The following is a 26,990-nucleotide window of genomic DNA, read 5'->3' on the forward strand; positions in this document are numbered from 1 at the left end:
CCGGGCTCAGCGCGACGCGGCGGGGGCGGTCGTGGCGGCCGATGCTGCAGGCGCGGGTGCGGCGCCCGGCTCGGCATACCAGCGCACCTTCTGGCCGGGGGTCAGCGTGTGCACGCCGGCGGTCACCACCGCCTGGCCGGGCTGCAGGCCGCCGGCCACCACCACCAGGTTGCCGTCGGCACCGGCCACGGCGATGGGCTGGGGCTTGACCGTCATCGCGCTGCGGTCGACCAGCCAGACGCTGGTCTTGCCACCCTGCTCGAAGACCGCGGTCATCGGCAGCTTGACCACCCCGGGCACCGGCGGCATGGCCACCAGCACGGTGGCGGTCTGGCCCAGGCGCAGGTCGGTGCGGCCGATGTCGGCGCGGACGAGGAAGGTGCGGGTCACCGGGTCGGCGGCGGCGGCCACCTCGCGCACGGCGGCCGGCTGGGTGGCGGTGGCGCCCCAGGGCTTGAGCTGCAGCGCACCGGGCTTGCCCAGCGCGGCGCGCATGTCGGCGGCGCGGTCCTCCGGGACGCTGAAGACGGCATCGCGGGGGCCATCGTGCGCCAGGCGCAACACCGGCGCGCCGGCGCTCAGCACCGTGCCGGGTTCGGCATCAACGGCCACCACGATGCCGGGCACCTCGGCCGTCAGCACTGCATAGCCGGCCTGGTTGGTCTGCAGCCGCGCCTGGGCGATGGCCTGTTCGGCCTGGCTGCGGGTGGCTTTCAAGGCGGCCTCGCGCCGCTCCAGCTCGACACCGCTGATGAAGCCCTGCTCGCGCAGCGTGACATAGCGCTTGAACTCTGATTCGGCGAAGGCCAGCTGGGCCTGGGCGGCGTTCAACGATGCGCGCGCGGCATCCTGGCCCAGGCGCAGGTCGCCCGGGTCGATCTCGGCCAGCGCCTGGCCGGCCTTGACCACGTCGCCCACGTTCACCATGCGCTTGACCAGCTTGCCACCGACGCGGAACGACGGCCGGCTCTCGGCCCGGGCCCGCACCTCGGCCGGGTACTCGTGCAGCAGGTTGGCGCTGCCAGCCTGCACGGTGAGGGTGCGCACCGCGCGGATGGGCTCGGGCGCCGGTTCGGGCTTGCTGCAGGCAGTCAGCAACAACACGGAAACCAGGGGCAGCAGGACAAGGCGCATGGGCACGGACCGGTGGATGGAGCGGGGGCGTGCCGTGGACGGCAGGCTGTCTGCAGCCAGGCTAATGACTGACTGGTCAGTAATATAGAAGTCCCGCCGGCGGCTGTCAAACCATGGTCGCGGCCCGCCCGAGGCCCATCGGCGGCGGTCCGACCGGTGCTGTCCGCGCAGCCCCGACAATCCGCGCCGTGCCCGTCGACCACTACGAGAATTTCCCCGTCGCCTCGCTGCTGTGCCCACCGGCCATGCGTGCCGGCGTCACCGCGCTTTACCACTTCGCCCGCACGGCCGACGACATCGCCGACGAAGGCGACGCGCCACCCGATGCCCGCCGCCAGCAGTTGCAGCAATACCGTCAGGCGCTGCAGGATGCTGCCGCAGGCCGGCCGCCCACCGGCCCCTGGGCGCAGGTGTTCGGCCCGCTGGACCAGGCCATCCGCCGCCACCAGCTGCCACTGCAGTTGCTGGACGACCTGCTCGACGCCTTCACCCAGGACACCCACAACCCGCGCTACGCCGACCGCGACCAGTTGCTGGACTACTGCCGCCGCTCGGCCAACCCGGTGGGCCGGCTGATGCTGCACATGGCCGGCGTGCACGGCGCCCAGGCGCTGGCCCAGTCCGATGCGATCTGCAGCGCGCTGCAGCTGATCAACTTCTGGCAGGACCCGAGCGTGGACCTGCCCCGTGGCCGCCACTACGTGCCCGAGGCCGATGCCCGCCAGCACGGCCTGACATTGGACGCTCTGGCCCGGCAGGGCGACAGCCCTGCCAGCCAGGCCCTGCTGCGCGCGCTGTGCCACTGGGCCGGCGACCTGATGACCGCCGGCGCGCCGCTGGCCTGCCAGGTGCCCGGCCGCCTGGGCTGGGAACTGCGGCTGGTGGTGCAGGGCGGGCTGCGCATCCTTGAGAGAATCAGTGCGATGCAATACCGCACCCTGCGCCAGCGGCCCACGCTGGGCCCCGCCGACCTGCCTGTGCTGCTGTGGCGCGCCGTGCGCATGCGCCCTGCCCGGCCCACGCCCGGCTTCCACCTGGGCTGACGCGGATGACGACCACGCCCCAGCAGTACGTGCAGGAGAAGGCCGCCGGCAGCGGCAGCTCGTTCTACTACGCCTTCCTGTTCCTGCCGCCGCCGCGGCGCGCCGCGATCACTGCCTTCTACGCCTTCTGCCGCGAGGTGGACGACGTGGTTGACGAGATGCGCGACGCCGGCGTGGCCGCCACCAAGCTGGCCTGGTGGCAGCAGGAAGTGGGCCGCGCCTTCGCCGGCGGCGCCACCCATCCGGTCACCCAGGCGCTGATGCCGCATGCGCCGGTCTACGGCATCACCGCCGAGCACCTGCTGGCAGTGATCGAAGGCTGCCGCATGGACCTGGAGCAGACCCGCTACCTCGACTACCCCGGCCTGCAGCGCTACTGCCACCTGGTGGCCGGCATCGTGGGCGAGGTGGCCGCGCGCATCTTCGGCCACACCGACCCGCAGACCCTGCAGTACGCCCACCGCCTGGGCCGGGCGCTGCAGCTGACCAACATCATCCGCGACGTCGGCGACGATGCGCGCCGTGGCCGCATCTACCTGCCGGTGAGCGAGCTGCAGCGCTTCGACGTGAAGGCCCATGAGCTGCTCAAGCGCGAACGGCCCTGGGGCTACAGCGAGCGCTTCACCGCGCTAATGCGCTTCCAGGCCGAGCGCGCCCACGCCACCTATGACGAGGCCCTGGCCCTCCTGCCCGAGGCCGACCGCCAGGCGCAGAAGCCCGGCCTGATGATGGCCAACATCTACCGCAGCCTGCTGCGCGAGATCGAGGCCGACAACTTCCAGGTGCTGCACCAGCGCACCTCGCTCACGCCGATCCGCAAGCTGTGGATCGCGCTGATGACCCACTGGCGCGGGCGGTGACGGCGCCGCGCCGCGTGGCCGTGGTCGGCGCCGGCTGGGCCGGGCTGGCGGCGGCGGTGCAGCTGGTGCAGCGCGGCGCGCAGGTCAGCGTGTTCGAGATGGCGCGCCGGCCTGGTGGCCGGGCGAGGCAGGCCGACGGCGCCGCCCAGGGCTTCGACAACGGCCAGCACATCCTGATCGGCGCCTACAGCGCCACGCTGGGGCTGATGCGCCAGGTCGGCGCCGACCCCGACGCCCTGCTGCTGCGCCAGCCGCTGGCCCTGGTCGACCCCGCCGGCCGCGGCCTGCGGCTGCCACCCGGGCCGCCCCTGCCGGCCTTCACCCGGGCGGTGCTGGGCGCAAGCCCCTGGCCGCTGGCCAGCCGGCTGGCCCTTCTGAGCGCTGCCGGTGGCTGGCTGGCGCGTCGTTTCCGCTGCCCGGCCGACTGGACGGTGCAGCGGCTGTGCGGCCACCTGCCGCCGGTGGTGCTGGCCGAGCTGATCGACCCGCTGTGCGTTGCTGCGCTGAACACGCCCATGGCCGAGGCCAGCGCGGCCGTGTTCCTGCGGGTGCTGCGCGATGCCTTGTTCAGCGGCCGCGGCAGCGCCGACCTGCTGCTGCCACGGGCGCCGCTGTCGGCGCTGCTGCCCGATCCGGCCTGGCAGTGGCTGGCCGGGCGCGGCGCCGCGCTGCACACCGGCCGGCGGGTGGCCAGCGTGCAGGCAGTGGGCGCCGGCTGGCAGGTCGATGGCGACCGCTTCGATGCCATGGTGCTGGCTTGCAGCGCCACCGAGGCGGCGCGTCTGGCTGCCGCGGTCAACCCGGCCTGGGCCCGCTGCGCCGCGGGTCTGCGCTACGAGCCCATCGCCACCGCCTGGCTGCGCGACACCACGTTGACCGCCCGCGAGCCGATGGTGGCACTGCCACCCGGCCCGCTGGCGCCTGCGCAGTTCGCCTTCGACCTGGGACGGCTGCACCGGGATCCGGCCATGCAGGGCATCTGGGCGTTTGTTGCCAGCAGCGCCGCGCCCTGGCTGGCCGATGGGCAGGCCGCCTGCGGTCAGGCGATGCTGGCGCAGGCGCGGCAGGCCTTTCCCGGTCACTTCCGCGGGGCGGATGCACAGGTGCTGCTGCACACCGCAGCGGAGCGCCGCGCCACCTTCGCCTGCACGCCGGCGCTGGACCGGCCGGCCATGCGGATCGCGCCCGCCATCATGGCGGCTGGCGACCATGTGGACGGCCCTTACCCCGCCACGCTGGAAGGCGCGGTGCGCAGCGGCATCGCGGCTGCTGACGCCTGCATGACGCCAAACTGAGCGCCGGATCTCGTGTCCACGATGCACGGTGCGGTTTCGCCATGCAAAATAGGGTGCCACCCGAGGACCGCCCATGACCCCCACCAAAGAAGGCCAGACGCCCGCCATCCAGGTCATCGAGCGCATGTTTTCGCTGCTTGACGCGCTGGCGGCGCACCAGGACCCGGTGTCGCTGAAGGTGCTGAGCGAGCGCACCGGCCTGCACCCGTCCACCGCCCACCGCATCCTCAATGACCTGGCGATCGGCCGCTTCGTCGACCGGCCCGAGGCCGGCAGCTACCGCCTGGGCATGCGCCTGCTGGAACTGGGCAACCTGGTGAAGGCCCGGCTGGATGTGCGTGATGCCGCCATCGGCCCGATGCGCGAGCTGCACAAGCTCACCCACCAGCCGGTGAACCTGTCGGTGCGCCAGGGCGACGAGATCGTGTACATCGAGCGCACCTACAGCGAACGCTCCGGCATGCAGGTGGTGCGGGCGGTGGGCGGCCGGGCGCCGCTGCACCTCACCTCGGTGGGCAAGCTGTTCCTGGCCCATGAAGACCCGCAGCGGGTGCGGGCCTATGCCGCACGCACCGGGCTGTCGGGCCACACCCGCAACAGCATCACCGAGATCAGCCGGCTGGAGCGCGAACTGGCGCAGGTGCGCCAGAACACACTCGCGCGCGACGACGAAGAACTGGAACTGGGCGTGCGCTGCATGGCCGCCGGCATCTACGACGACCAGGGCCGGCTGGTGGCCGGGCTGTCGGTGTCGGCGCCGGCCGACCGGCTGGAGGAATCCTGGGCCGACCGGGTGCGCGCCACCGCGGCGCAGATCTCCCAGGCCCTGGGCCACCACGCCGGCTGAGCGGCGCGGGCCCCTGCACTTCAGCCCAGGCGCGCCGCCACCGGCGTGGCCACGGGCATCTGGGCCGTGCCCAGCCACTTGCGGATGCGCTCGGCATCACCCATGCGCGAATACTTGCCCGAGGAATCGAGCAGCACCATGATCAGCTTGCGGCCGGCCAGCTGCGCCTGCATCACCAGGCAGCGACCAGCCTCCACGATGTAGCCGGTCTTCTGCAGGCCGATGTCCCACTGCGGGTTGCTGATCAGGCCATTGGTGTTGCGGAACTGCATGACGCGGTGGCCCACCGCGACCTGCGCCTCTTGCGAGGTGGACAACTCACGCAGCAGCGGCACCTGGTGGGCAGCACGCACCAGCACCGCCAGATCCTGCGCGCTCGACTGGTTCTTGCTCGACAGGCCGGTGGGCTCCACGTAGTGGGTGTCGCGCATGCCCAGGGCCACCGCCTTGCGGTTCATCGCGTCGACAAAGGCCGGCAGGCCGCCCGGGTGGTGGCGGCCCAGGGCGTTGGCAGCGCGGTTCTCCGACGACATCAGCGCCAGGTGCATCATCTCGCCGCGGGTGAGCTGGGTGCCCACCGCCAGGCGCGAACGGCTGCCCTTCTCGGTGTCGATGTCGTCCTGGGAGATCGTCAGCACGTCGTCGAGCGAGACCTTGGACTCGGCCACCACCAGCGCGGTCATCAGCTTGGTGATCGATGCGATCGGGAGCACCGCGCCGGGATTCTTGCTGAACAGCACTTCATTGGTGTCCTGGTCGACGACCAGGGCCACGCTGGACTTCAGGTCGAGCGGGTCGCTGCTGCCATGTAGGCCCAGCACCTGGCCGACGCTGGGGCGGGCCGGCTCGACCGGCTGCAGCGCCACGCGGCGGGTCTGCGCAGACCGCACGGCCACGCTGCGTTGCGGAGCGCGGGCCTTGGAGGCGGTGGTCGGCCTGCGGGCCGGGTTGGCCTTGGCTGCCTTGCCGGTTTTGCTGGCCTTGGACGCGCTGGTGCGCTGGCTGTCCTGCCGGGCTTCAGCGGGTGTGCCGATCGTCAGGGCCGCACACAGGGCCAGCAGCAGCATCGGCAGGGTCAGTTTCATGGGATTCCAGGCAGGCAAATTGGGGAAAAAACCACTTCTCAAGTGTAGGCCACCCCAAAAACACACGCAAGATCAAAAACTTGCGTGCGTTTTGTAAAGTGAATCCACTCAGCCCTGCGCTGCGACCCGTTCCGCCTTCGAATGCAGCTTGTTCAGGGCTGCCAGATAGGCCTTGGCTGACGCCACCACGATGTCCGGATCGGCGCCCACGCCGTTGACCACCCGGCCACCATGCTGCAGCCGCACGGTCACTTCGCCCTGGGATTCTGTGCTGCCGCTGGTGATGGCATTGACCGAATAAAGCACCAGTTCGGCGCCACTTCCGACCTGGGATTCGATCGCCTTCAGGCTGGCGTCGACCGGGCCGTTGCCATCGCTCTCGGCGCTGTGCTCCACGCCACCGGCGGCGAACACCACCGACGCCTGCGGCCGCTCGCCGGTCTCGGAATGCTGGCGCAGGCTGACCAGGCGGTAGTGCTCCTGCTCGCGCGTCACGCTCTCGTCACTGGCCAGGGCGATGATGTCCTCGTCGAAGATCTCCGACTTGCGGTCGGCCAGGTCCTTGAAGCGGGCGAACGCCGTGTTGATGTCGGCCTCGCTCTCCATCTCGATGCCCAGTTCCTGAAGGCGCGCCTTGAAGGCATTGCGGCCGCTCAGCTTGCCCAGCACGATCTTGTTGGCCGCCCAGCCCACATCCTCGGCGCGCATGATCTCGTAGGTGTCGCGGGCCTTCAGCACGCCGTCCTGGTGGATGCCGCTGGCATGGGCAAAGGCGTTGGCGCCCACCACCGCCTTGTTCGGCTGCACCACGAAGCCGGTGGTCTGGCTCACCATGCGCGAGGCCGGCACGATCTGGGTGGCGTCGATGTTGACGTCCAGCCCGAAGTAGTCGCGCCGGGTCTTCACCGCCATCACGATCTCTTCCAGCGAGCAGTTGCCGGCACGCTCACCCAGGCCGTTGATGGTGCATTCCACCTGCCGCGCGCCGCCGATCTTCACGCCCGCCAGCGAGTTGGCCACCGCCATGCCCAGGTCGTTGTGGCAGTGCACGCTCCAGATCGCCTTGTCGCTGTTGGGCACACGCTCGCGCAGGCTGCGGATGAACTCGCCATACAGCTCGGGCACGGCATAGCCCACGGTGTCGGGGATGTTCAGCGTGGTGGCACCTTCGTTGATCACCGCCTCCAGCACACGGCAGAGGAAGTCGGGGTCCGAGCGGTAGCCGTCTTCGGGGCTGAACTCGATGTCGGCGCACAGGTTGCGGGCAAAGCGCACCGACAGCTTGGCCTGCTCGAACACCTGGTCGGGCGACATGCGCAGCTTCTTCTCCATGTGCAGCGCACTGGTGGCGATGAAGGTGTGGATGCGCGAGCGCTTGGCGCCCACCAGCGCCTCGGCGGCGCGGGCGATGTCGCGGTCGTTGGCGCGTGCCAGCGAGCAGACGGTGGAGTCCTTGATGGTGTTGGCGATCGCCTTCACGCACTCGAAGTCGCCATTGCTCGACGCCGCGAAACCCGCTTCGATCACATCGACCTTCAGCCGCTCCAGCTGGCGGGCAATGCGCAGCTTCTCGTCGCGCGTCATCGACGCGCCCGGGGACTGCTCGCCGTCGCGCAGCGTGGTGTCGAAGATGATCAGTTGGTCGGCCATGGCGTGCTCCTCGGTGTCTGGTGGGCGTGGCGGCTCAGGCAGTGGCGGCCTGGGTACGCGGCTGTTCGGGCTGGCTGGTCCAGGCGCCGCTGCGCAGCAGGCCCGAGACGACCGCCTTCATCGACGCGGTGACGATGTTGCCGTCGATCCCCACGCCGAACAGCGTGCGAGTATCGGCGATGCGCAGCTCCAGATAGGCCGCCGCGCGGGCGCTGGCGCCGGTGCCGGGGCCCTTGCCGATCGCATGCTCGTGGTAGTCCAGCACCTCGATCGCCACGCCGCTGGCGCGCTGCAGCGCATCGACGAACGCATCCACCGGCCCGTTGCCCTCGCCGCGCAGCGCCAGGTGCTGGCCGGCGGCGCGCAACTGCAGCGCCAGCCGCACGCGGCCGTCGGGCTGCTCGTCGATGTGCTGGTCGCTGATGACCACGTCACCATCGCCCAGGTGGTAGGCCTCGCGCAGCAGGCCCCAGATGTCGGCCGAGGTCAGTTCCTTGCCTTGCACATCCATCACCGCCTGCACCTGCGACGAGAACTCGATCTGCAGCCGGCGCGGCAGCTCCAGCCCGTGGTCGGCCTCCAGCAGGTAGCTGATGCCGCCCTTGCCCGACTGGCTGTTGACGCGGATCACCGCGTCGTAGCTGCGACCCAGGTCCTTGGGGTCGATCGGCAGGTAGGGCATGTCCCACACATCACCCTCGCGCCGGGCGGCGAAGGCCTTCTTGATCGCATCCTGGTGCGAGCCGGAGAACGAGGTGTAGACCAGGTCGCCCACATACGGATGGCGCGGGTGCACCGGCAGCTGGTTGCAGTGCTCCACCGTGCGGCGCACCGCATCGATGTCGCTGAAGTCCAGGCCCGGATGCACGCCCTGGGTGTAGAGGTTCAGCGCCAGGTTCACCACGTCGACATTGCCGGTGCGCTCGCCGTTGCCGAACAGGCAGCCTTCGATGCGGTCGCCGCCGGCCATGATGGCCAGCTCGGCCGCGGCGGTGCCGGTGCCGCGGTCGTTGTGCGGATGGATGGACAGCACGATGCTGTCGCGCCGTTCCAGGTGGCGGTGCATCCACTCCACCATGTCGGCAAAGATGTTGGGCGTGCTGTGCTCCACCGTCGACGGCAGGTTGATGATGCACTTGTGCGTGGGGGTCGGCTGCCACACCGCGGTGACGGCATCGACCACCCGCTTGGCAAACGGCAGCTCGGTGCCCGAGAACATCTCGGGCGAATACTGCAGCGTCCACTGCGTGCCCGGCTGCTGCGCAGCCAGATCCCGCACCATGCGGGCATGGGTGGTGGCCAGGTCGACGATGCCGTCTTCGTCCTGCCCCAGCACCACCTGGCGCATCACCGGCGCGGTGGCGTTGTACAGGTGCACGATGGCGCGCGGCACACCCACCAGGGCCTCGAAGGTGCGGCTGATCAGGTGGTCCCGCGCCTGGGTCAGCACCTGGATGGTCACGTCGTCGGGGATCAGCCGCTGGTCGATCAGCAGGCGCACGAAGTCGAAGTCGGCCTGCGAGGCCGACGGGAAGCCGACCTCGATCTCCTTGAAGCCGATCTGCACCAGCATCTGGAACATGCGCAGCTTGCGCGCCGGGTCCATCGGCTCGATCAGCGCCTGGTTGCCGTCGCGCAGATCGACGCTGCACCACACCGGTGGGCGGGTGATCACCGCATCGGGCCAGGTGCGGTCGGACAGGCGCACCGGGGCGAAGGCACGGTACTTGGCGGCGGGGTCGGGCAACATGGGCATGGAACTCTCCGTGGGTGAAGCGGGCGGTGGGGGTGCGCCGCAGCAGGGAGTGGGTTCCAGAAACAGAAACGGCCCGCTGCGAGACGCTGGCGGGCCGTGGATCCTGAAAACGTGAAGACGAAGGAACCTAGCGCGCCGGCGGCACGCCTAGTAGCAGGGTCTGGGTCAGGATCGACATGCGTTCGAATGTAGCACAGCGGCTCAGCGGTGAAGGCCGATCTCGTCGGGTTCGTCGGTGCTGGTGGCGATCACGCTGACCGGCTTGCCCTTGAACTTGCGCCAGGCATAGACCAGGTAACCCGACATGCCATAGGCACAGAACAGCACGAACAGCACCCGCGGCGGGTCCAGCGCCACCACGGCGATCACCAGCATGATGGCCACCAGCACCACGAAGGGCACGGTGCGCCGACCGCCGAACACCTTGAAGCTGTAGAACGGCGCGTTCGTCACCATCGACAGGCCGGCATACAGCGTGACGCCGAACGCCGACCAGGCTGCCCAGTCGATGCGGCCAACATTCTTGATGCCAGCGTCGTCGACCACCCAGATCAGCCCCATCACCAGCGCCGCAGCCGCCGGGCTGGGCAGGCCCTGGAAGAAGCGCTTGTCGACCACGCCGATGTTGACGTTGAAGCGGGCCAGCCGCAGCGCGGCGCCGGCGATGTAGACAAAGGCCGGGATCCAGCCCAGCTTGCCCAGGTCCTGCAGGGCCCACTGGTAGACGATGAGCGCTGGCGCGGCACCGAAGCTCACCATGTCGGCCAGGCTGTCCATCTGCTCGCCGAAGGCGCTCTGGGTGTTGGTCATGCGCGCCACCCGGCCGTCCAGGCTGTCGAGCACGGCCGCAGCGAAGATCGCGATGCAGGCCGTCTCGAAGCGGCCGTTCATCGCCATCACGATGGCGTAGAAGCTGGCGAACAGCGCCGACAGGGTGATCGCATTGGGCAGCGCGTAGATGCCCTTGCGCCGCGGCGGCACGGGTGCCGCGGGCTCGTCGGCGTCGGCCGGGTCGGTGGATCGCAGGTCAGTCATCGGCGGCGAGGATAGCGCAGACGACAAAAGCCGCCCGAGGGCGGCTTCCGTCAGCGGGGCAACAGATCAGTTGCGGCTCTTGTCGACCAGCTTGTTGGCCTTGATCCAGGGCATCATGGCGCGCAGCTGCTCGCCCACGACCTCGATCTGGTGCTCTTCGGTCAGGCGGCGGCGGCTCAGCAGCGTGGGCGCGTTGGCCTTGTTCTCCAGGATGAAGCTCTTGGCGTACTCGCCGGTCTGGATGTCCTTGAGCGCCTGCTTCATCGCCGCCTTGGTGGCGTCGGTGACGATCTTCGGGCCGGTGACGTACTCGCCGTACTCGGCGTTGTTGCTGATCGAGTAGTTCATGTTGGCGATGCCGCCTTCATAGATCAGGTCGACGATCAGCTTCAGCTCGTGCAGGCACTCGAAGTAGGCCATCTCGGGCGCGTAGCCGGCTTCCACCAGCGTCTCGAAGCCAGCCTTGATCAGCTCGACGGTGCCGCCGCACAGCACGGCCTGCTCGCCGAACAGGTCGGTCTCGGTCTCCTCGCGGAAGTTGGTCTCGATGATGCCGGCCTTGCCGCCGCCGTTGGCCGCGGCATAGCTCAGGGCCAGGTCACGCGCCTTGCCGGTCTTGTCGGCATGCACGGCGATCAGGTGCGGCACGCCGCCACCCTGGCTGTAGGTGTTGCGCACGGTGTGGCCGGGGGCCTTGGGCGCCACCATCCACACATCGATGTCCTCACGCGGCACGACCTGGCCGTAGTGCACATTGAAGCCGTGGGCAAAGGCCAGCGACGCGCCGGGCTTGATGTTGGGGGCCACGTCGGCGTTGTAGACCGAGGCGATCTGCTCGTCGGGCAGCAGGATCATCACCACGTCGGCGGTCTTCACCGCGTCGGCGATCTCGGCCACCTTCAGGCCGGCCTTCTCGGCCTTGACCCAGCTGGCGCCGCCCTTGCGCAGGCCGACGGTGATCTTCACGCCGCTGTCGTTCAGGTTCTGGGCGTGGGCATGGCCCTGCGAGCCGTAGCCGATGATGGTGACGTTCTTGCCCTTGATCAGGCTCAGATCGGCGTCCTTGTCGTAATAGACCTTCATGGGGTTCTCCAGTGTTGGGGTGGTCGTTGTGCGGTGGGGTGGTGCAGAGCTCAGACGCGCAGGATCCGTTCGCCGCGGCCGATGCCGCTGGCGCCGGTGCGCACTGTCTCCAGGATCGCCGTGCGGTCGATGCCCTCGATGAAGGCATCGAGCTTGCCGGCGTCGCCGGTGAGCTCCAGCGTGTAGCTCTTTTCGGTCACATCGATGATGCGGCCGCGGAAGATGTCGGCCATGCGCTTCATCTCCTCGCGCTCCTTGCCGACGGCGCGCACCTTGATGAGCATCAGCTCACGCTCGGTGTAGCTGCCTTCGGTCAGGTCGACCACCTTCACCACCTCGATCAGGCGGTTCAGGTGCTTGGTGATCTGCTCGATGACCTCGTCTGACCCGGTGGTGACGATGGTCATGCGCGAGAGGCTGGGGTCTTCGGTGGGGGCCACCGTCAGGCTCTCGATGTTGTAGCCGCGGGCGCTGAACAGGGCCACCACGCGGGACAAGGCGCCGGGCTCGTTCTCGAGCAGCACGGCAATGATGTGTTTCATGTCGGTCCTTCGGGCGGTGGTTCTTCAGACCGGCGACGGTGATCGCCGGCCCTTGGCCACGCCCATCAGAGGTTGGGATTCGGTCGGTCCGGTGGGTGCTCCGGGTCGTGGCCGGCCTGTCGCCCACCCACTGCGCCGGCGGTGGTGACCGCCAGCGCCCGGGTGCGCTTCAGCCGGTCACAGGTCCTCGGACCCCAGCAGCATCTCGGTGATGCCCTTGCCCGCCTGCACCATCGGCCAGACGTTCTCGGTGGGATCGGTGCGCACGTCCAGGAAGACGGTGCGGTCCTTCAGGCGGATCATCTCCTTCAGAGCCGGCTCCACCTCGGACGGCTTCTCGATCTTGATGCCGACGTGGCCGTAGGCCTCGGCCAGCTTCACGAAATCAGGCAGCGCGTCCATGTAGCTGTGGGAGTAGCGGCCGCCGTAGTCCAGCTGCTGCCACTGCCGCACCATGCCCAGGTAGCGGTTGTTCAGCGCGACGATCTTCACCGGCGTGCGGTACTGCAGGCAGGTCGACAGCTCCTGGATGCACATCTGGATCGAGCCTTCGCCGGTGATGCAGAACACCTCGCTGTCGGGCTTGGCCAACTTGATGCCCATGGCATAGGGCAGGCCCACGCCCATGGTGCCCAGGCCCCCGCTGTTGATCCAGCGGCGCGGCTCGTGGAAGCGGTAGAACTGCGCCGCCCACATCTGGTGCTGACCCACATCGCTGGTGATGTAGGTGTCGATGTCCTTGGTCAGCTCGCTCAGCGTCTGCACCACGAACTGCGGCTTGATGACGTCGTCGCTGGTCTTGTAGGCCAGGCATTCACGCTTGCGCCATTCGTTGATCTGGCTCCACCAGGCCGACAGCGCGTGCACATCGGCGCGCAGGGGGCTTTCCTTGACGAAGGCGATCATCTCCTGCAGCACATCCTTGGTGTCGCCCACGATGGGGATGTCGACCTTGACGCGCTTGCTGATCGACGACGGATCGATGTCGATGTGGATGATCTTGCGCTCGACCGAGGCGAAGTGCTTGGGGTTGCCGATCACCCGGTCGTCGAAGCGCGCACCCACGGCGATCAGCACATCGCAGTGCTGCATCGTCATGTTGGCTTCGTAGGTGCCGTGCATGCCCAGCATGCCCAGGAACTTGGGGTCGGCTGCCGAGGTGGCGCCCAGGCCCATCAGGGTGTTGGTGCAGGGGTAGCCGAGCATGTCGGCCAGTTCGCGCAGCTCGGCCGCGGCATTGCCCAGGATCACGCCGCCGCCGGCATAGATGTAGGGGCGCTTGGCGGTCAGCAGCAGCTGCATGGCCTTGCGGATCTGCCCGCCGTGGCCCTTCTTGACCGGGTTGTACGACCGCATCTCCACCTTGTCGGGGTAGACAAAGGGACAGGTCTTGAGGGAGACGTCCTTCGGGATATCGACCACCACCGGGCCGGGCCGGCCGGTGCGGGCGATGTGGAAGGCCTTCTTCATCGTCAGCGCCAGGTCGCGCACGTCCTTCACCAGGAAGTTGTGCTTGACGATGGGGCGGGTGATGCCCACGGTGTCGCATTCCTGGAAGGCGTCCAGGCCGATGGCCGGCGTCGGCACCTGGCCGGTGACGATCACCATCGGGATCGAATCCATGTAGGCGGTGGCGATGCCGGTGATGGCATTCGTCACGCCCGGGCCACTGGTGACCAGGGCCACGCCCACCTCGCCGGTGGCGCGGGCATAGCCGTCGGCGGCGTGCACGGCCGCCTGCTCATGGCGCACCAGCACATGCTCGATCGTCTGCTGCTTGTAGAGCGCGTCGTAGATGTAGAGAACCGCCCCACCGGGGTAGCCCCACATGAACTTGACGCCCTCTGCCTGCAGGCAGCGGACCATGATTTCCGAGCCGTTGAGCTCAGGCGGATGGGAGGGGGGGGTTTGCGGCGGCGCCGTCGAGGCGCGCTTGACTTCCGCGGCAGACATGTCCATTGGGGAACCTCTGTGAATTTCTCTGACGAAAAACCATCGGTGTGCCTCTTCGCGCCCTCGTGAGGCGGATGTGGCACCTGCGCAATGATTGCGCGATCAAAAAACGAAGGCTCCCGGGGTCGGTGAGCCTGCTTGAGACCAGTGACGCTTTGTGCGAAGCAGCATTATCGCATCAGATCGAGGCGCACCGCGCCCCAACGGTGCACCGTGTCGACCCGGTGACATAATCCGGGCCGTTTTCGGCCGCCGCCCAGCCTGGGCGCCGGGACCCATTTGGCCAGCGACAAAGAACTCTCCGACTGCCTCAAGAGTGTTGAGAAGCGCGCCTTCAAGCGCACCGTCTATGCGGTGCGCGACGAGGATGCAGCGCTCGACATCGTGCAGGACGCGATGATCCGGCTCGCCGAGAAGTACGCCGATCGGCCGGCGGCGGAGCTTCCGCTGCTGTTCCAGCGCATCCTGTCCAACGCCACAATGGACTGGTTCCGCCGCCAGAAGGTGCGCAATGCGGTGCTGCAGAACATGTCGGACTTCGACACCGACGGCGGCAGCGAGGATTTCGATCTGCTCGAGAGCCTGGAATCCGCCGACGGCATGCTCGGCGCCGAAAGTGCCGCCGAAACAGTCAGCCGGTCACAGATCTTGCTTCTGATCGAGGGCCAGATCGAGGAGTTGCCTGCACGTCAACGGGAAGCGTTCCTGCTGCGTTACTGGGAGGAGCTCGACACCGCCGAGACGGCTGCTGTCATGGGTTGTTCGGAAGGCAGTGTCAAGACACATTGCTCCCGGGCGGTCCATGCCTTGGCCAAGGCGCTGCGAAGCAAGGGAATCGTGCCGTGAACCCGTTGACCACCACCCCATCACCGTCCCTCGGCCACCCGCCAAGGCTGGAAGGCCTGGAAGGCCAGTTCGCGCTGCGCCTGACCGCCCACCTCAACGGCGGCGCGCAGGCGCTGCCACATGACATCACCGAACGGCTGCGCTTCAGCCGCGAGCGTGCCCTGGCCTCGCGTCGCGCCGTGGCCGTGCTGGCCACCGCGCCGGTGGTGGTCGCATCTGGCTCCGGCCGCGCTGCCGCCCTGGGCAGCCCGCCGTCGCTGTGGCTGCGCCTGGTGTCGGCATTGCCGCTGGTGGTGCTGGTGGCCGGGCTGGTGTTCATCCAGCACCACCATGACCTGCAGCAGATCGAGGTGGCCGCCGAGATCGACAGCGCCCTGCTGGCCGATGACCTGCCACCAGCCGCCTATGGTGACCCGGGCTTCAGTGAGTTCCTGCGCAGCGGCGAGGCCCCGTGAGGACGGCGCGCCGGCTGTGTCTGCACTGATCCGTTCTTCCATCCTGACGTTGCTGTTGGTCGCGGCAGGCTGGTGTGCAGCCGCCGAACCCGCCCGGCCATCGGATGCCGATGCTGGCGGCCCTGGCTGGGCCACGCTGAGCGTGCAGCAGCGCCAGGTGCTGGGGCCGCTGCAGCGCGACTGGCACACCATCGACGCCCCGCGCAAGGCCAAGTGGCTGGAAGTGGCTGCGCGGTTTCCGTCGATGCCGGCCGAGGAGCGCCAGCGCGTGCAGGAACGCATGGCCGACTGGGCGCGCATGACGCCGGCCGAACGCGGCCGTGCCCGGCTGACCTTCCAGGAGTCGAAGCAGTTGACGCGTGAACAGAAGCAGGAGCGCTGGGAGGCTTACAAGGCGCTGCCGGACGACAAGCGCCAGGCGCTGGCCGAGCGCGCCAAGCCGGCCGCGGACGCCCGCAGGCCGCCACTGGCCGCCCCACCGCTGGACGCCGCCGTGCCCAAGAAGTCGGCCCAGTTGCCGCGCTCTGGCGCCTCGGCGCCGCCGGTCAAGCCAGTGACGCCGACCATCGTGCAGGCCAAGCCTGGCGCCACCACCACGCTGATGACCCGGCCCGCCTCCCCCCCGGCCCACCAGAAGCCGGGGCAGCCCAAGATTGCGGCCAAGCCGGACCAGGTGAACCGCCAGACGCTGCTGCCCCAGCTGGGTCCGCAGGCCACCGCTGCCGCATCGGCACCCCGGCAGCCGTGAGCCAGGCACCGGCCCTGGCGCGGCGGCTGGCCGCGTTCGTCTACGAAGGCGTGCTGCTGTTCGGCGTGGTGATGATCGCCGGCTTGCTGTATTCGCTGGTCACGCAGCAGCGCCATGCCATCGAGGGCCGCATCGGCATGATGGTCTACCTGTTCGTGGTGCTGGGCGTGTACTTCACCTGGTTCTGGACGCACGGCGGCCAGACGGTGGCGATGAAGGCCTGGCACATCCGGCTGCGCACGGCGAACGATGCGCCTGTGACGATGCGCCGCGCCTGGGGGCGCTACCTGCTGGCCTGGTTGTGGTTCCTGCCGGCCAGCGCTGCGGTGTACAGCGCCGGCTTGCACAGCAAGGCAGCCATCGCCGCGGCCATGCTCGCCGGCGTCCTGGCCTATGCGGCGCTGGCATGGCTGCGCCCGGACCGGCAGTTCTGGCACGACGTGGTCTGCGGCACCCGCCTGGTGGACCACAAGCCGCCGCTGCCCGCCAAGGCAAAATCCAGGGCATGAACAATCCGCACAAGATGCGCACCGGGCTGGACCGGGTGCTGCATGCGTTTGGCTATTCGATGCAGGGCTTTTCGGCGGCGCTGCGCTTCGAAAGCGCTTTCCGCCAGGAAGCCGCGCTGGCAGTGGTGATGCTGCCGGCCGCCTTCTGGCTGGGCCGCAACTGGATGGAGGTGGCGCTGCTGGCCGGATCGGTGCTGCTGGTGATGATCGTCGAACTGCTGAATTCGGCCATCGAGGCGGTGGTCGACCGGGTGTCGCTGGACCTGCATGAATTGGCCAAACGCGCCAAGGACTACGGCAGCGCCGCGGTGCTGCTGGCACTGTTGTGGTGCGGCGGCGTGTGGGCCACGGTGATCTACCAGCGGTGGATGGCATGAGCGGCACACCGTTTTCCGTGGCGGTGTATTGCGGCTCGCGCAACGGGGCGCGCCCCGCCTACCGCGACCTGGCCCTGCGCCTGGGCACGGCCATCGGCCGGCGCGGCTGGCAGCTGGTCTACGGCGGCGGCCGTGCCGGCCTGATGGGCGCGGTGGCCGATGCCACGCTGGCCGCCGGCGGCACGGTGGTGGGCGTGATCCCGGAATCGCTGATGAACCTGGAGGTCGGCCATGCCGGCCTGACCGAGCTGCATGTGGTGCAGACCATGCACCAGCGCAAGCAGATGATGGCCGAGCGCAGCCACGCCTTCATCGCCATGCCCGGGGGCATCGGCACTTTTGAAGAGCTGTTCGAGGTCTGGACCTGGCGCCACCTGGCCTACCACGACCGGCCCATCGGCCTGCTGGATGTCGAGGGCTACTGGGCGCCGATGCTGAAGTTCCTGCACCATTCAGTGGCCGAGGGCTTCATGGGCGACGACCAGATGGCCATGCTGCACACCGACGACCAGGTCGAGCGCCTGCTCGACACCCTGGCCGCCCGGGCCGGCGACCCCACCGACGACAACTTCAGCCAGATCTGAAGCGCCCGCGCCATGCAAAAGGGCAGGCCGCAGCCTGCCCTTGGTGGCGTGGACGCCAGATCAGACGGCCGATTCGTCGGTCTCGCCGGTGCGGATGCGCACCACCTGCTCCACCGGGGTGACGAAGATCTTGCCGTCGCCGATCTTGCCGGTCTTGGCGGCCTTGACGATGGCTTCCAGGCAGCGGTCGACGTCAGCGTCCTTGACGACCACTTCCACCTTCACCTTGGGCAGGAAGTCGACCACGTACTCGGCGCCGCGGTAGAGCTCGGTGTGGCCCTTCTGGCGGCCGAAGCCCTTGACCTCGGTGACGGTGAGGCCGGAGACGCCGACATCGGCCAGGGATTCGCGCACCTCCTCCAGCTTGAACGGCTTGATGATGGCGGTGATCTGTTTCATGCGCGGCTCCGGACACTGAGGGGGATTGGCTTGAATTTAAGCACGGAACTTCGAGGTGATGGGGTAGCGCCAATCCCGCCCGAAAGCACGGTGGGTGATGCGGATGCCCACCGGTGACTGGCGGCGCTTGTACTCGTTGATCTTGATGAGCCGGGTGACCCGTTCCACATCGGCCGCGGCATAGCCGGCGGCCACGATCTGATCGATGGACTGGTCTTCCTCCATGTAGCGCGCCAGGATGGCGTCCAGCACCTCGTAGGGCGGCAGGCTGTCCTGGTCGGTCTGGTCGGGGCGCAGCTCGGCCGAGGGCGGGCGGGTGATGATGCGCTCCGGGATGACCGGGCCCACCGTGCCGTCGGCACGCCGGGTGGGCTGGCGGTTCTTCCATTCACACAGGCGGTAGACCAGGGTCTTGGCCACGTCCTTGATCACCGCGAAGCCGCCGGCCATGTCGCCGTACAGCGTGCAGTAGCCGGTGGCCATCTCGCTCTTGTTGCCGGTGGTCAGCACGATGGAGCCGAACTTGTTCGACAGCGCCATCAGCAGCGTGCCGCGGATGCGGGCCTGGATGTTCTCTTCCGTCGCATCCTCGGGCCGGCCGGCGAACTCGGCCGCCAGCGCGCCCTTGAAGGCCTCGAACATCGGCAGGATCGAGATCTCGTCGTAGCGCACGCCCACCCGTTCGGCCATGTCGCGGGCGTCGATCCAGGAGATGCTGGCGGTGTAGGGGCTGGGCATCATCACGGTGCGTACCCGGTCGGCGCCCAGCGCATCGACCGCAATCGCCAGCACCAGGGCCGAATCGACGCCGCCGCTCAAGCCGATGATGGCGCCGGGAAAGCCGTTCTTGCCGATGTAGTCACGCACGCCGGTCACCAGCGCCGCCCAGGCCTGGGCTTCCAGCTCGGGCACCGGCTGCACCTCGCCGGTCATGCGGCCGTCGGCATGCCAGTCGACCCAGACCAGGTGCTCGGTGAAGCAGCCGCCGCGCGCGGCCACCTGGCCCTGGGCGTCGAGGGCGAAAGAGGCGCCGTCGAACACCACCTCGTCCTGCCCGCCCACCAGGTGGGCATAGAGCAGCGGCAGGCCGGTGGCCTGCACCCGCTGCACCATGCGCGATTCACGCTCGCCGCTCTTGTCCAGATGGAACGGCGAGGCGTTGATGACGCACAGCACCTCGGCACCGGCCGCGCGGGCGGCCTGGGCCGGCTCGTCGAACCAGGCGTCCTCGCAGATCAGCAAGCCGATGCGGCGGCCGCCGGCGGTGAACACCACCGCGCCCTGCCCCGCATCCCGGCCCGACACGAAATAACGCCGCTCGTCGAACACCTGGTAATTGGGCAGCTCCCGCTTGCAGTAGGTGGCCTGCACCTGGCCGCCGGCCAGCACCGACGCGGCATTGAAGCGCTGCACCACGGCATGTGATCGGGTGCGCTGGTCGCCCTGCCCCTCGAACTGGTGCGGATGTCCGACGACCACGGTGAGGCCGTCGAACGCCGCCAGCGCCGTGGCCAGCGCGGCCAGCTCGCGGGCGCAGGCCTGCATGAACGCCGGTCGCAGCAGCAGGTCTTCGGGTGGATAGCCGGTCAGCGCCAGCTCCGGCGCCACCAGCAGGGCCGCACCGCCGGCATGGGCTTCCCGTGCACAGTCCACAATGCGGCGCGCGTTGCCGGCCAGATCACCGACCGTGGCATTGAACTGGGCCAGTGCAATGCGGACCGCAGGGGTGGAATTGGACATGTTGTGGTGGGCGAGCAGACCGGGTTCGAATCAATGACGAAGGATGTTATCCGGGTCCACCAAGACCCTTGCGCGCTGGATGGCGTGGCCTGGAACGCGCTGCTGGCCGCGCAGAGCCGCCCCACCCCCTTCATGCGCTGGGAATACCTGGCGGCACTGCATGCCTCGGGCAGCGCGGTGCCGCGCACCGGCTGGGCGCCGCGCTTCGTCACGGTGCACCGCGGCGCCGAGCTGGTGGCCGCCGCGCCGGCCTACCTGAAGAGCCATTCCTACGGCGAGTACGTGTTCGACTGGGCTTGGGCCGATGCCTACCAGCGCCACGGCCTGCGCTACTACCCCAAGCTGCTGGTGGCCGTGCCCTTCACCCCGGTGCCCGGCAGCCGCCTGCTGGCTGCCGACGACGCCGCCCGCCACACCCTGCTGGCCGGCCTGGCCCAGGTGGCCGAGGACGAGGACGCCTCGTCGGTGCACCTGCTGTTCCACGAGCCCGACGAGACACCGGCCATTGCCGCCCGGGGCTGGCTGGCCCGCCAGGGCGTGCAGTTCCACTGGACGCAGGACCCGGCGGCCCCGCATGCCGACTTCACCGCCTTCCTGGCCAGCCTGCAGCGGGACAAGCGCAAGAAGATCCAGCAGGAGCGGCGGCGGGTGGCCGAGGCTGGCGTGGTGTTCACCCTGCACGAGGGCGACGCCATCGATGCCGGCCTGTGGCGCTTCTTCCACCAGTGCTACACCCTCACCTACCGGGCGCATGGCTCCACGCCCTACCTGAGCGCGGCCTTCTTCCAGGCCATGGCCGCCACGCTGCCGCAGCACTGGCTGATGTGCGTGGCACGGCTGGGCGGCGAGCCGGTGGGCGCGTCACTGGTGGCCATCGACCGCGAGCGCGGCGAGGCCTACGGCCGCTACTGGGGCGCCACCACCTACATTCCCTGCCTGCACTTCGAGGCCTGCTACTACCAGCCGCTGCAGTGGTGCATGGACAACGGCTTCCGCCGCTTCGAGGGCGGCGCCCAGGGTGAGCACAAGATGGCCCGAGGCCTGCTGCCGGTGGGCACGCGCTCGGCGCACTGGCTGGCGCACCCGCAGTTCTCGGCCGCGGTGGCCGACTTCCTGCAGCGCGAAGGCCACGGCATCGCCGCCTACGTGGACGAACTGCGCGAGCACAGCCCGTTCAAGACCGGCACTTGACGCACCGCAAGCGGCGGGCCTGGGAAAACCCGTTGTCTCAACGCCGTGCTGGCCTATGCTGGCGGCTACGCCTGCAACGGCCGGCCGACAGGCTCTGCCCATGGACAAACACTACCTGACCCCGCTGTTCTCGCCGCAGTCGATCGTCGTCTTCGCCGGCGACAGTGACCGGCCCGAGACGCAGACCCCGCAGGCCCGCGCCCTGCTGGCCAACCTGCGCGACGGCGGCTATGCCGGCACCGTCACCCACCTCGACATCCACATGACCGGCACGCTGGCCGATCTGGCGCAGTCGCGGGCCGATCTGGCGCTGATCGCCCTGCCCGACGCCCAGGTGGCCGCGGCGCTGGAAGTCACTGGCCGCATCCGCTGCCGCGCGGCGCTGGTGCTGTCGTCGGGCCTGGGCGCGGCGCCCTGCGCCGAGCTGCTGGCGATTGCCAAGCGCCACGGCGTGCACCTGCTGGGGCCCAACAGCCTGGGTTTCCAGCGGCCGCTGCTGCAGCTCAATGCCAGCGCGCTGGGAGCGATGGCCGCGCCCGGGCCGCTGGCGCTGATCTCGCAGTCGGGCGCGCTCACGGCGTCCATCCTCGACTGGGCGCAGCAGAACAGCGTGGGCTTCTCGGCCGTGGTCTCGCTGGGGCCCAACACCGCCGTCGACCTGCCGCAGGCGCTGGACTTCCTGGCCAACGATGCCAGCACCAAGTCCATCCTGGTCTACATGGAGGGCATCCGCAACGCCCGCCGCTTCATGAGCGCACTGCGTGCCGCCGCCTATGCCAAGCCGGTGGTGGTGATGAAGGCCGGGCGCAAGCCGGCCGGCAGCAAGGCGGCGCTGACGCACTCGGCGGCCATCGTCGGCAGCGACGATGTCTTCGAGGCGGCGCTGCGCCGCGCCGGTGCGGTGCGGGTGCGGCTGTTCACCCAGCTGTTCTCGGCCGCCAAGTGCCTGGCCTCGCGCTATCGGCCGGTGGGCAAACGGCTGGCCATCGTCACCAACGGCGGCGGGCCGGGCGTGCTGGCGGCCGACTGGGCCAACGAGATCGGCCTGGACGTGGCCACGCTGGCCGAAGCCGGCCGCACCGGCCTGGCGCCGCAGCTGCCGCCGGGCACCGACCTGCAGTCGGTCATCGACCTCGGCGAGGACGCGCTGGCCGCCCACTACAGCGCCGCGTTGCTGGCCCTGGGCAAGGACACCGGCGTGGACGGCATGCTGGCGATCTACTCGCCCAAGCCCGACAGCGACCCGGCCGCCGTGGCCCGCGGCGTGGCCGAGGTGTTCCGCCTGACCGGCAAGCCGGTGCTGGCCTGCTGGATGGGCGACGCACGGGTGAAGGAAGCGCGGGACGTGCTCAACGGCGTGGCCATTCCCAGCTTCCGCACGCCCGAGGCGGCGGTGGATGCCTTCGGCAACATCGCCAGCTTCTACCAGAACCAGCAGTTGCTGCAGCAGACACCGCCGCCCAACTCCAGCCTGGCCAAGCCCGACGTGGAAGGCGCCCGCCTGCTGATCGAGGGCGTGCTGGCCGAGCGCCGCAAGGTGCTGACCGAGATGGAGAGCAAGGCGCTGCTGGCGGCCTTCCACATCCCCGTCACCCGCACCATGCTGGCGCGCACCGCCAACGAGGCGATGCTGATCGCCGCCCAGCTGGGCTACCCGGTGGCGCTGAAGATCGACTCGCCCGACATCAGCCACAAAAGCGATGTGCAGGGCGTGGCGCTGAACGTGCTGAGCGCCACCCAGGTGCGTGATGTCTACAACGACATGCTGGCCGCGGTGAAACGGGCCCAGCCCACCGCGCGCATCAACGGCGTGACGATCCAGCCGATGTCCGGCCTGCGCCATGGCCGCGAGATCTACATCGGCCTGACCACCGACGACCCGTTCGGCCCGGTGATCACCTTCGGCGCCGGCGGCATCATGATCGAGCTGATCGCCGACCGGGCGATGGAGCTGCCGCCGCTGAACCAGTTCCTGGCGCGGCGGCTGATCGAGCGCAGCCGGGTCTCGGAGATGCTGGGCGCCTGGCGCGGCGCGCCGGCGGCCGACCTGGAGCTGGTCGAGCAGATCCTGCTGCGGGTGTCGGAAATAGTGTGCGAGCTGCCGCAGCTGCGCGAGATGGACATCAACCCCATCATCGTCGACGAAACCGGCGCGGTGGCGGTGGACGCCCGGGTGGTGATCGAGCATGCGCCGCCCAACCACCATGGCAGTGGCGACTACAACCACCTGGCCATCCTGCCCTACCCCAGCGCCTACGAGCGCGAGTGGCCGATGAAGGGCGGCGGGCTCTACACCATCCGCCCGATCCAGCCCGACGATGCCGACATGCTGCAGGCCTTCGTCCGCGGCCTGTCGCAGGAGAGCCGCTACTTCCGTTTCGCCAGCGCCATGCCCGAGCTGCCGCCGCGCATGCTGGCCCGCTACACCCTGATCGACTACGACCGCGAGATGGCCCTGGTGGCGGTGCACCGCACCCGCACCGCGGGCGACGACGGCGCCTTCACCGAGACCGAGCAGATCATCGGCGTCTCGCGCTACATCACCAACCCCGACCAGACCAGCTGCGAGTTCAGCCTGGTGGTATCCGACCAGTTCAAGGGCCAGGGCCTGGGCTCACGGCTGATGCTGTCGATCATGGAGTTCGCCCGGGCCAAGGGCCTGAGCGAGATCGACGGCCTGGTGCTGGCCAACAACCCCAACATGCTGCGGCTGATGACCGGCCTGGGCTACACCGTGCATCCGTTCCCCGAGGACCCGGATTTCAAGCTCGTGAGCAAGGCGTTATGACCCACCCCCGAAGCGCCTGCGGCGCTCCCCCTCAAAGGGGCGGCCCCAGTGGTCCGGCAAAGCCGGTTCCACGGGGCCCGCTTGCTCAGGCCTTGTCCTTCTGCGAGGCGAAATTGGCGATGCCGTCGGTGATTTCCCTGTGGGCGCCGTCCACGCCGGTCCAGCCGGTGACCTTGACCCACTTGCCGGGCTCCAGATCCTTGTAGTGCTCGAAGAAGTGCTGGATGGTCTTCAGCCGCAGCGGGTTCAGGTCTTCGGGCTTCTTCCACTGGCTGTAGATCGACAGCACCTTGTCGATGGGCACGGCCAGCAGCTTGTTGTCGGCGCCGGCCTCGTCTTCCATCTGCATCATGCCCAGCGCACGGCAGGTGACCACCACGCCCGGGATCAGCGGCACCGGCGTGATCACCAGCACGTCCACCGGGTCGCCGTCGCCCGACAGGGTGTTGGGGATGTAGCCGTAGTTGCACGGGTAGTGCATGGCCGTGCTCATGAAGCGGTCGACGAACAGCGCGCCGGTCTCGTGGTCCACCTCGTACTTGATCGGGTCGGCATTCATCGGGATCTCGATGATCACGTTGAATTCCTGGGGCGCCTTGGCGCCGGGGGTCACGTTGTGCAGGCTCATGGATGGGCTCGTTGGAGTGGGAGGAACAAGGGTTCACCCGCATTCTACGAAGCGCGCTTGCCATGCCCTGACGTCGCGCCGGGGACACCGGAGGAAAACACCGTCACCACCCCGGCGCCTGCGCCGTACATTGCCCTGGCGACCCGGGCACGGCGGCGCACGCAGGCCAGCCGGCGACAACACCCATCGGGCGCGTTTGTTCACAGGGCTAGACCGAGGAAGGAGATACCTTGATATCGACCAACATGGCGCTCTACATCGCGCTTGCGTGCGGCATCGCTGCCGTGATCTATGGATTCATCCAGCGCAGCTGGATCCTGTCGCAGGACGCTGGCAACGCCCGCATGCAGGAAATCGCCGACGCCATCCAGCAAGGCGCGGCGGCCTACCTGGCACGCCAGTACAAGACCATCGCCATCGTCGGCGTGGTGCTGGCGATTGCCATCGGCGTGTTCCTGGACGGCACCACCGCCGCCGGCTTCGTGCTGGGTGCGGTGCTGTCGGGGGCCTGCGGCTTCATCGGCATGAACGTGTCGGTGAAGGCCAACGTGCGCACTGCGCAGGCAGCCACCAAAGGCATCGGCCCGGCGCTGGATGTCGCCTTCAAGGGCGGCGCCATCACCGGCATGCTGGTGGTGGGCCTGGGCCTGCTGGGCGTGGGCATCTTCTTCCTGTTCATCACCGGCAACGGCAACATGACGCCCGACAAGAGCCTGTCGAGCGTGCTCAAGCCGCTGCTGGGCCTGGCCTTCGGCTCCAGCCTGATCTCGATCTTCGCGCGGCTGGGCGGCGGCATCTTCACCAAGGGCGCCGACGTGGGCGCCGACCTGGTGGGCAAGGTGGAAGCCGGCATCCCCGAGGACGATCCGCGCAACCCAGCGGTGATCGCCGACAACGTGGGCGACAACGTGGGCGACTGCGCCGGCATGGCCGCCGACCTGTTCGAGACCTACGCCGTCACGCTGATCGCCACCATGGCGCTGGGCGCGATCATGGTCACCGCCGCGCCGATGGCCGCGGTGGTCTACCCGCTGCTGCTGGGCGGTGTGTCGATCATCGCGTCGATCATCGGCTGCGGCTTCGTCAAGGCCAGCCCGGGCATGAAGAACGTGATGCCCGCGCTCTACAAGGGCCTGATCGTCGCCGGCGTGCTGTCGTTCATCGCCTTCATCGGCGTGACCATGGCGGTGATGCCCGACGACGCGCTGGGTGCCGGCACCCAGATGCGCATGATCGGCGCCTGCGCCGTGGGCCTGGTGCTGACCGCGGCGCTGGTGTGGATCACCGAGTTCTACACCGGCACGCAATACAGCCCGGTGCAGCATGTGGCCCAGGCCAGCACCACCGGCCATGGCACCAACGTGATCGCCGGCCTCGGCGTCAGCATGCGCAGCACGGCCTGGCCGGTGCTGTTCGTCTGCGCGGCCATCATGGTGGCCTTCCAGCTGGGCGGGCTGTACGGCATCGCGATCGCAGCCACCTCCATGCTCAGCATGGCCGGCATCGTGGTGGCGCTGGACGCCTACGGCCCGATCACCGACAACGCCGGCGGCATTGCCGAAATGGCCGAGTTGCCCGCCAGCGTGCGCGACGTGACCGACCCGCTGGACGCGGTAGGCAACACCACCAAGGCCGTGACCAAGGGCTATGCCATCGGCTCGGCCGGCCTGGCCGCGCTGGTGCTGTTTGCCGACTACACCCATGCGCTGGAAGGCCGCGGCATGCACGTGGCGTTCGACCTGAGCGACCACATGGTGATCATCGGCCTGTTCATCGGCGGCCTGATCCCCTACCTCTTCGCCGCGATGGCGATGGAGGCGGTGGGCCGGGCAGCCAGCGCGGTGGTGGTGGAGGTGCGCAGCCAGTTCAAGGACGGCCAGATCATGGCCGGCAAGCGCAAGCCCAACTACAGCGCAGCCGTCGACATGCTGACCACCGCAGCCATCAAGGAGATGGTGGTGCCCAGCCTGCTGCCGGTGGTGGTGCCGGTGCTGGTGGGCCTGCTGCTGGGCCCGGCGGCCCTGGGCGGCCTGCTGATGGGCACCATCGTGACCGGCCTGTTCGTGGCCATCTCGATGTGCACCGGCGGCGGCGCCTGGGACAACGCCAAGAAGCTGATCGAGGAAGGCTTCACCGACGCAGCCGGCGTGCTGCACAAGAAGGGTGGCGACGCGCACAAGTCGGCCGTGACCGGCGACACCGTGGGCGATCCGTACAAGGACACCGCCGGCCCGGCGGTGAACCCGCTGATCAAGATCATCAACATCGTGGCGCTGCTGATCGTGCCGCTGCTGCCGATGAGCGCCAGCACCAAGCCGGCCGCTGCGCATGCGGCGCCGGCCGCCGTCACCGCGCCGGCCGCCATGCCGGCGCCGGCGGTGGTGGCACCTGCTGCTGCGCCGGCCGCGGCATCGGCTGCCAGCAACTGAGCTGCCCTGCCAC

24 protein-coding genes are annotated in these 26,990 nt (G+C 69.0%); 13 read left to right on the forward strand and 11 right to left on the reverse strand.

Annotated features, from left to right (window positions below; genetic code table 11):
- Window positions 1-6: 6 nt before the first annotated feature.
- Window positions 7-1,104: an efflux RND transporter periplasmic adaptor subunit gene (locus FFT10_RS03055; RefSeq protein WP_306446316.1), complete on the reverse strand. Its 1,098-nt coding sequence runs from the start codon at window positions 1,102-1,104 to the stop codon at window positions 7-9.
- Window positions 1,105-1,322: 218 nt separating this feature from the next.
- On the opposite strand from FFT10_RS03055, the gene hpnC reads away from it, so the two are divergent.
- From hpnC to FFT10_RS03075, 4 genes are all read left to right on the forward strand, one after another.
- Entirely contained in the window at window positions 1,323-2,177 is an 855-nt protein-coding gene (gene hpnC / locus FFT10_RS03060; RefSeq protein ID WP_228026922.1) for a squalene synthase HpnC, read from the forward strand.
- Between the two features lie 5 nt (window positions 2,178-2,182).
- Window positions 2,183-3,037 carry a presqualene diphosphate synthase HpnD gene (gene hpnD / locus FFT10_RS03065; RefSeq protein ID WP_137731277.1) on the forward strand — a complete coding sequence of 285 codons (855 nt, stop codon included), beginning with the start codon at window positions 2,183-2,185 and terminating at the stop codon, window positions 3,035-3,037.
- Window positions 3,001-4,332: a hydroxysqualene dehydroxylase HpnE gene (gene hpnE / locus FFT10_RS03070; protein ID WP_228026923.1), complete on the forward strand. Its 1,332-nt coding sequence runs from the start codon at window positions 3,001-3,003 to the stop codon at window positions 4,330-4,332. The genes hpnD and hpnE overlap by 37 nt, the downstream gene beginning before the upstream one ends.
- Window positions 4,333-4,405: 73 nt before the next feature.
- A complete protein-coding gene (locus tag FFT10_RS03075; protein ID WP_137731278.1) occupies window positions 4,406-5,179 on the forward strand; it encodes an IclR family transcriptional regulator in 774 nt (257 codons plus the stop codon).
- Between the two features lie 20 nt (window positions 5,180-5,199).
- On the opposite strand, the gene pbpG is transcribed toward FFT10_RS03075, so the two are convergent.
- The 7 genes from pbpG to FFT10_RS03110 all read right to left on the reverse strand — a co-directional run bounded on the left by pbpG (window position 5,200) and on the right by FFT10_RS03110 (window position 14,289).
- A complete protein-coding gene (pbpG, locus tag FFT10_RS03080) occupies window positions 5,200-6,264 on the reverse strand; it encodes a D-alanyl-D-alanine endopeptidase (protein ID WP_137731279.1) in 1,065 nt (354 codons plus the stop codon).
- A 108-nt stretch (window positions 6,265-6,372) separates the two neighbouring features.
- Window positions 6,373-7,914, reverse strand: coding sequence for a 2-isopropylmalate synthase (locus FFT10_RS03085; protein ID WP_137731280.1), 1,542 nt, complete (start codon window positions 7,912-7,914; stop codon window positions 6,373-6,375).
- Between the two features lie 34 nt (window positions 7,915-7,948).
- On the reverse strand, window positions 7,949-9,664 hold the full coding sequence (gene leuA, locus FFT10_RS03090) for a 2-isopropylmalate synthase (RefSeq protein WP_137731490.1): 1,716 nt from the start codon (window positions 9,662-9,664) through the stop codon (window positions 7,949-7,951).
- A 207-nt stretch (window positions 9,665-9,871) separates the two neighbouring features.
- On the reverse strand, window positions 9,872-10,705 hold the full coding sequence (gene pssA, locus FFT10_RS03095; protein WP_174246068.1) for a CDP-diacylglycerol--serine O-phosphatidyltransferase: 834 nt from the start codon (window positions 10,703-10,705) through the stop codon (window positions 9,872-9,874).
- Window positions 10,706-10,771: 66 nt separating this feature from the next.
- Complete coding sequence (gene ilvC / locus FFT10_RS03100) at window positions 10,772-11,788, reverse strand: ketol-acid reductoisomerase (protein WP_137731281.1); 1,017 nt, start codon at window positions 11,786-11,788, stop codon at window positions 10,772-10,774.
- Between the two features lie 50 nt (window positions 11,789-11,838).
- Window positions 11,839-12,330: an acetolactate synthase small subunit gene (ilvN, locus tag FFT10_RS03105; RefSeq protein WP_137731282.1), complete on the reverse strand. Its 492-nt coding sequence runs from the start codon at window positions 12,328-12,330 to the stop codon at window positions 11,839-11,841.
- A 177-nt stretch (window positions 12,331-12,507) separates the two neighbouring features.
- Complete coding sequence (locus FFT10_RS03110; RefSeq protein ID WP_137731283.1) at window positions 12,508-14,289, reverse strand: acetolactate synthase 3 catalytic subunit; 1,782 nt, start codon at window positions 14,287-14,289, stop codon at window positions 12,508-12,510.
- Window positions 14,290-14,562: 273 nt separating this feature from the next.
- Between FFT10_RS03110 and FFT10_RS03115 the strand changes: the two genes are divergently transcribed.
- From FFT10_RS03115 to FFT10_RS03140, 6 genes are read left to right on the forward strand one after another with little or no spacing between them, the layout of a single operon-like run.
- Window positions 14,563-15,129 carry an RNA polymerase sigma factor gene (locus FFT10_RS03115; RefSeq protein ID WP_137731284.1) on the forward strand — a complete coding sequence of 189 codons (567 nt, stop codon included), beginning with the start codon at window positions 14,563-14,565 and terminating at the stop codon, window positions 15,127-15,129.
- Window positions 15,126-15,584, forward strand: coding sequence for a DUF3619 family protein (locus FFT10_RS03120; RefSeq protein WP_306446319.1), 459 nt, complete (start codon window positions 15,126-15,128; stop codon window positions 15,582-15,584). The genes FFT10_RS03115 and FFT10_RS03120 overlap by 4 nt, the downstream gene beginning before the upstream one ends.
- A 49-nt stretch (window positions 15,585-15,633) precedes the next feature.
- The gene (locus FFT10_RS03125; RefSeq protein WP_228026924.1) at window positions 15,634-16,332 is read left to right on the forward strand and encodes a DUF3106 domain-containing protein; all 699 of its coding nucleotides are present in this window, start codon (window positions 15,634-15,636) and stop codon (window positions 16,330-16,332) included.
- Window positions 16,329-16,841 carry an RDD family protein gene (locus FFT10_RS03130; RefSeq protein ID WP_228026925.1) on the forward strand — a complete coding sequence of 171 codons (513 nt, stop codon included), beginning with the start codon at window positions 16,329-16,331 and terminating at the stop codon, window positions 16,839-16,841. The genes FFT10_RS03125 and FFT10_RS03130 overlap by 4 nt, the downstream gene beginning before the upstream one ends.
- Entirely contained in the window at window positions 16,838-17,218 is a 381-nt protein-coding gene (locus FFT10_RS03135) for a diacylglycerol kinase (protein ID WP_137731287.1), read from the forward strand. Before FFT10_RS03130 ends, FFT10_RS03135 begins: the two co-directional genes overlap by 4 nt.
- Window positions 17,215-17,802 (forward strand): LOG family protein, encoded by a 588-nt coding sequence (locus FFT10_RS03140; RefSeq protein ID WP_137731288.1) that lies wholly within the window; start codon window positions 17,215-17,217, stop codon window positions 17,800-17,802. The genes FFT10_RS03135 and FFT10_RS03140 overlap by 4 nt, the downstream gene beginning before the upstream one ends.
- 60 nt (window positions 17,803-17,862) lie before the next feature.
- Here the strand turns inward: FFT10_RS03140 and FFT10_RS03145 are convergent, their stop codons facing one another.
- Window positions 17,863-18,201 carry a P-II family nitrogen regulator gene (locus tag FFT10_RS03145; RefSeq protein ID WP_137731289.1) on the reverse strand — a complete coding sequence of 113 codons (339 nt, stop codon included), beginning with the start codon at window positions 18,199-18,201 and terminating at the stop codon, window positions 17,863-17,865.
- A gap of 36 nt (window positions 18,202-18,237) precedes the next feature.
- The gene (locus FFT10_RS03150) at window positions 18,238-19,941 is read right to left on the reverse strand and encodes an NAD+ synthase (protein WP_137731290.1); all 1,704 of its coding nucleotides are present in this window, start codon (window positions 19,939-19,941) and stop codon (window positions 18,238-18,240) included.
- A 33-nt stretch (window positions 19,942-19,974) separates the two neighbouring features.
- On the opposite strand from FFT10_RS03150, the gene FFT10_RS03155 reads away from it, so the two are divergent.
- Together FFT10_RS03155 and FFT10_RS03160 are read left to right on the forward strand one after the other, a co-directional pair.
- Window positions 19,975-21,132, forward strand: coding sequence for a GNAT family N-acetyltransferase (locus tag FFT10_RS03155; protein WP_137731291.1), 1,158 nt, complete (start codon window positions 19,975-19,977; stop codon window positions 21,130-21,132).
- Window positions 21,133-21,232: 100 nt separating this feature from the next.
- Window positions 21,233-23,920, forward strand: coding sequence for a bifunctional acetate--CoA ligase family protein/GNAT family N-acetyltransferase (locus tag FFT10_RS03160; RefSeq protein ID WP_137731292.1), 2,688 nt, complete (start codon window positions 21,233-21,235; stop codon window positions 23,918-23,920).
- Between the two features lie 85 nt (window positions 23,921-24,005).
- On the opposite strand, the gene ppa is transcribed toward FFT10_RS03160, so the two are convergent.
- Window positions 24,006-24,548 (reverse strand): inorganic diphosphatase, encoded by a 543-nt coding sequence (gene ppa / locus FFT10_RS03165; protein WP_137731293.1) that lies wholly within the window; start codon window positions 24,546-24,548, stop codon window positions 24,006-24,008.
- A gap of 233 nt (window positions 24,549-24,781) precedes the next feature.
- Here ppa and FFT10_RS03170 point away from each other — a divergent pair, with 233 nt between their 5' ends.
- The gene (locus FFT10_RS03170; RefSeq protein WP_137731493.1) at window positions 24,782-26,977 is read left to right on the forward strand and encodes a sodium-translocating pyrophosphatase; all 2,196 of its coding nucleotides are present in this window, start codon (window positions 24,782-24,784) and stop codon (window positions 26,975-26,977) included.
- The last annotated feature ends 13 nt before the right edge of the window (window positions 26,978-26,990 follow it).

The sequence above is a fragment of the Pseudaquabacterium pictum genome, from assembly GCF_005403045.1.
GTDB classification, from domain to species: Bacteria; Pseudomonadota; Gammaproteobacteria; order Burkholderiales; family Burkholderiaceae_C; genus Pseudaquabacterium; species Pseudaquabacterium pictum.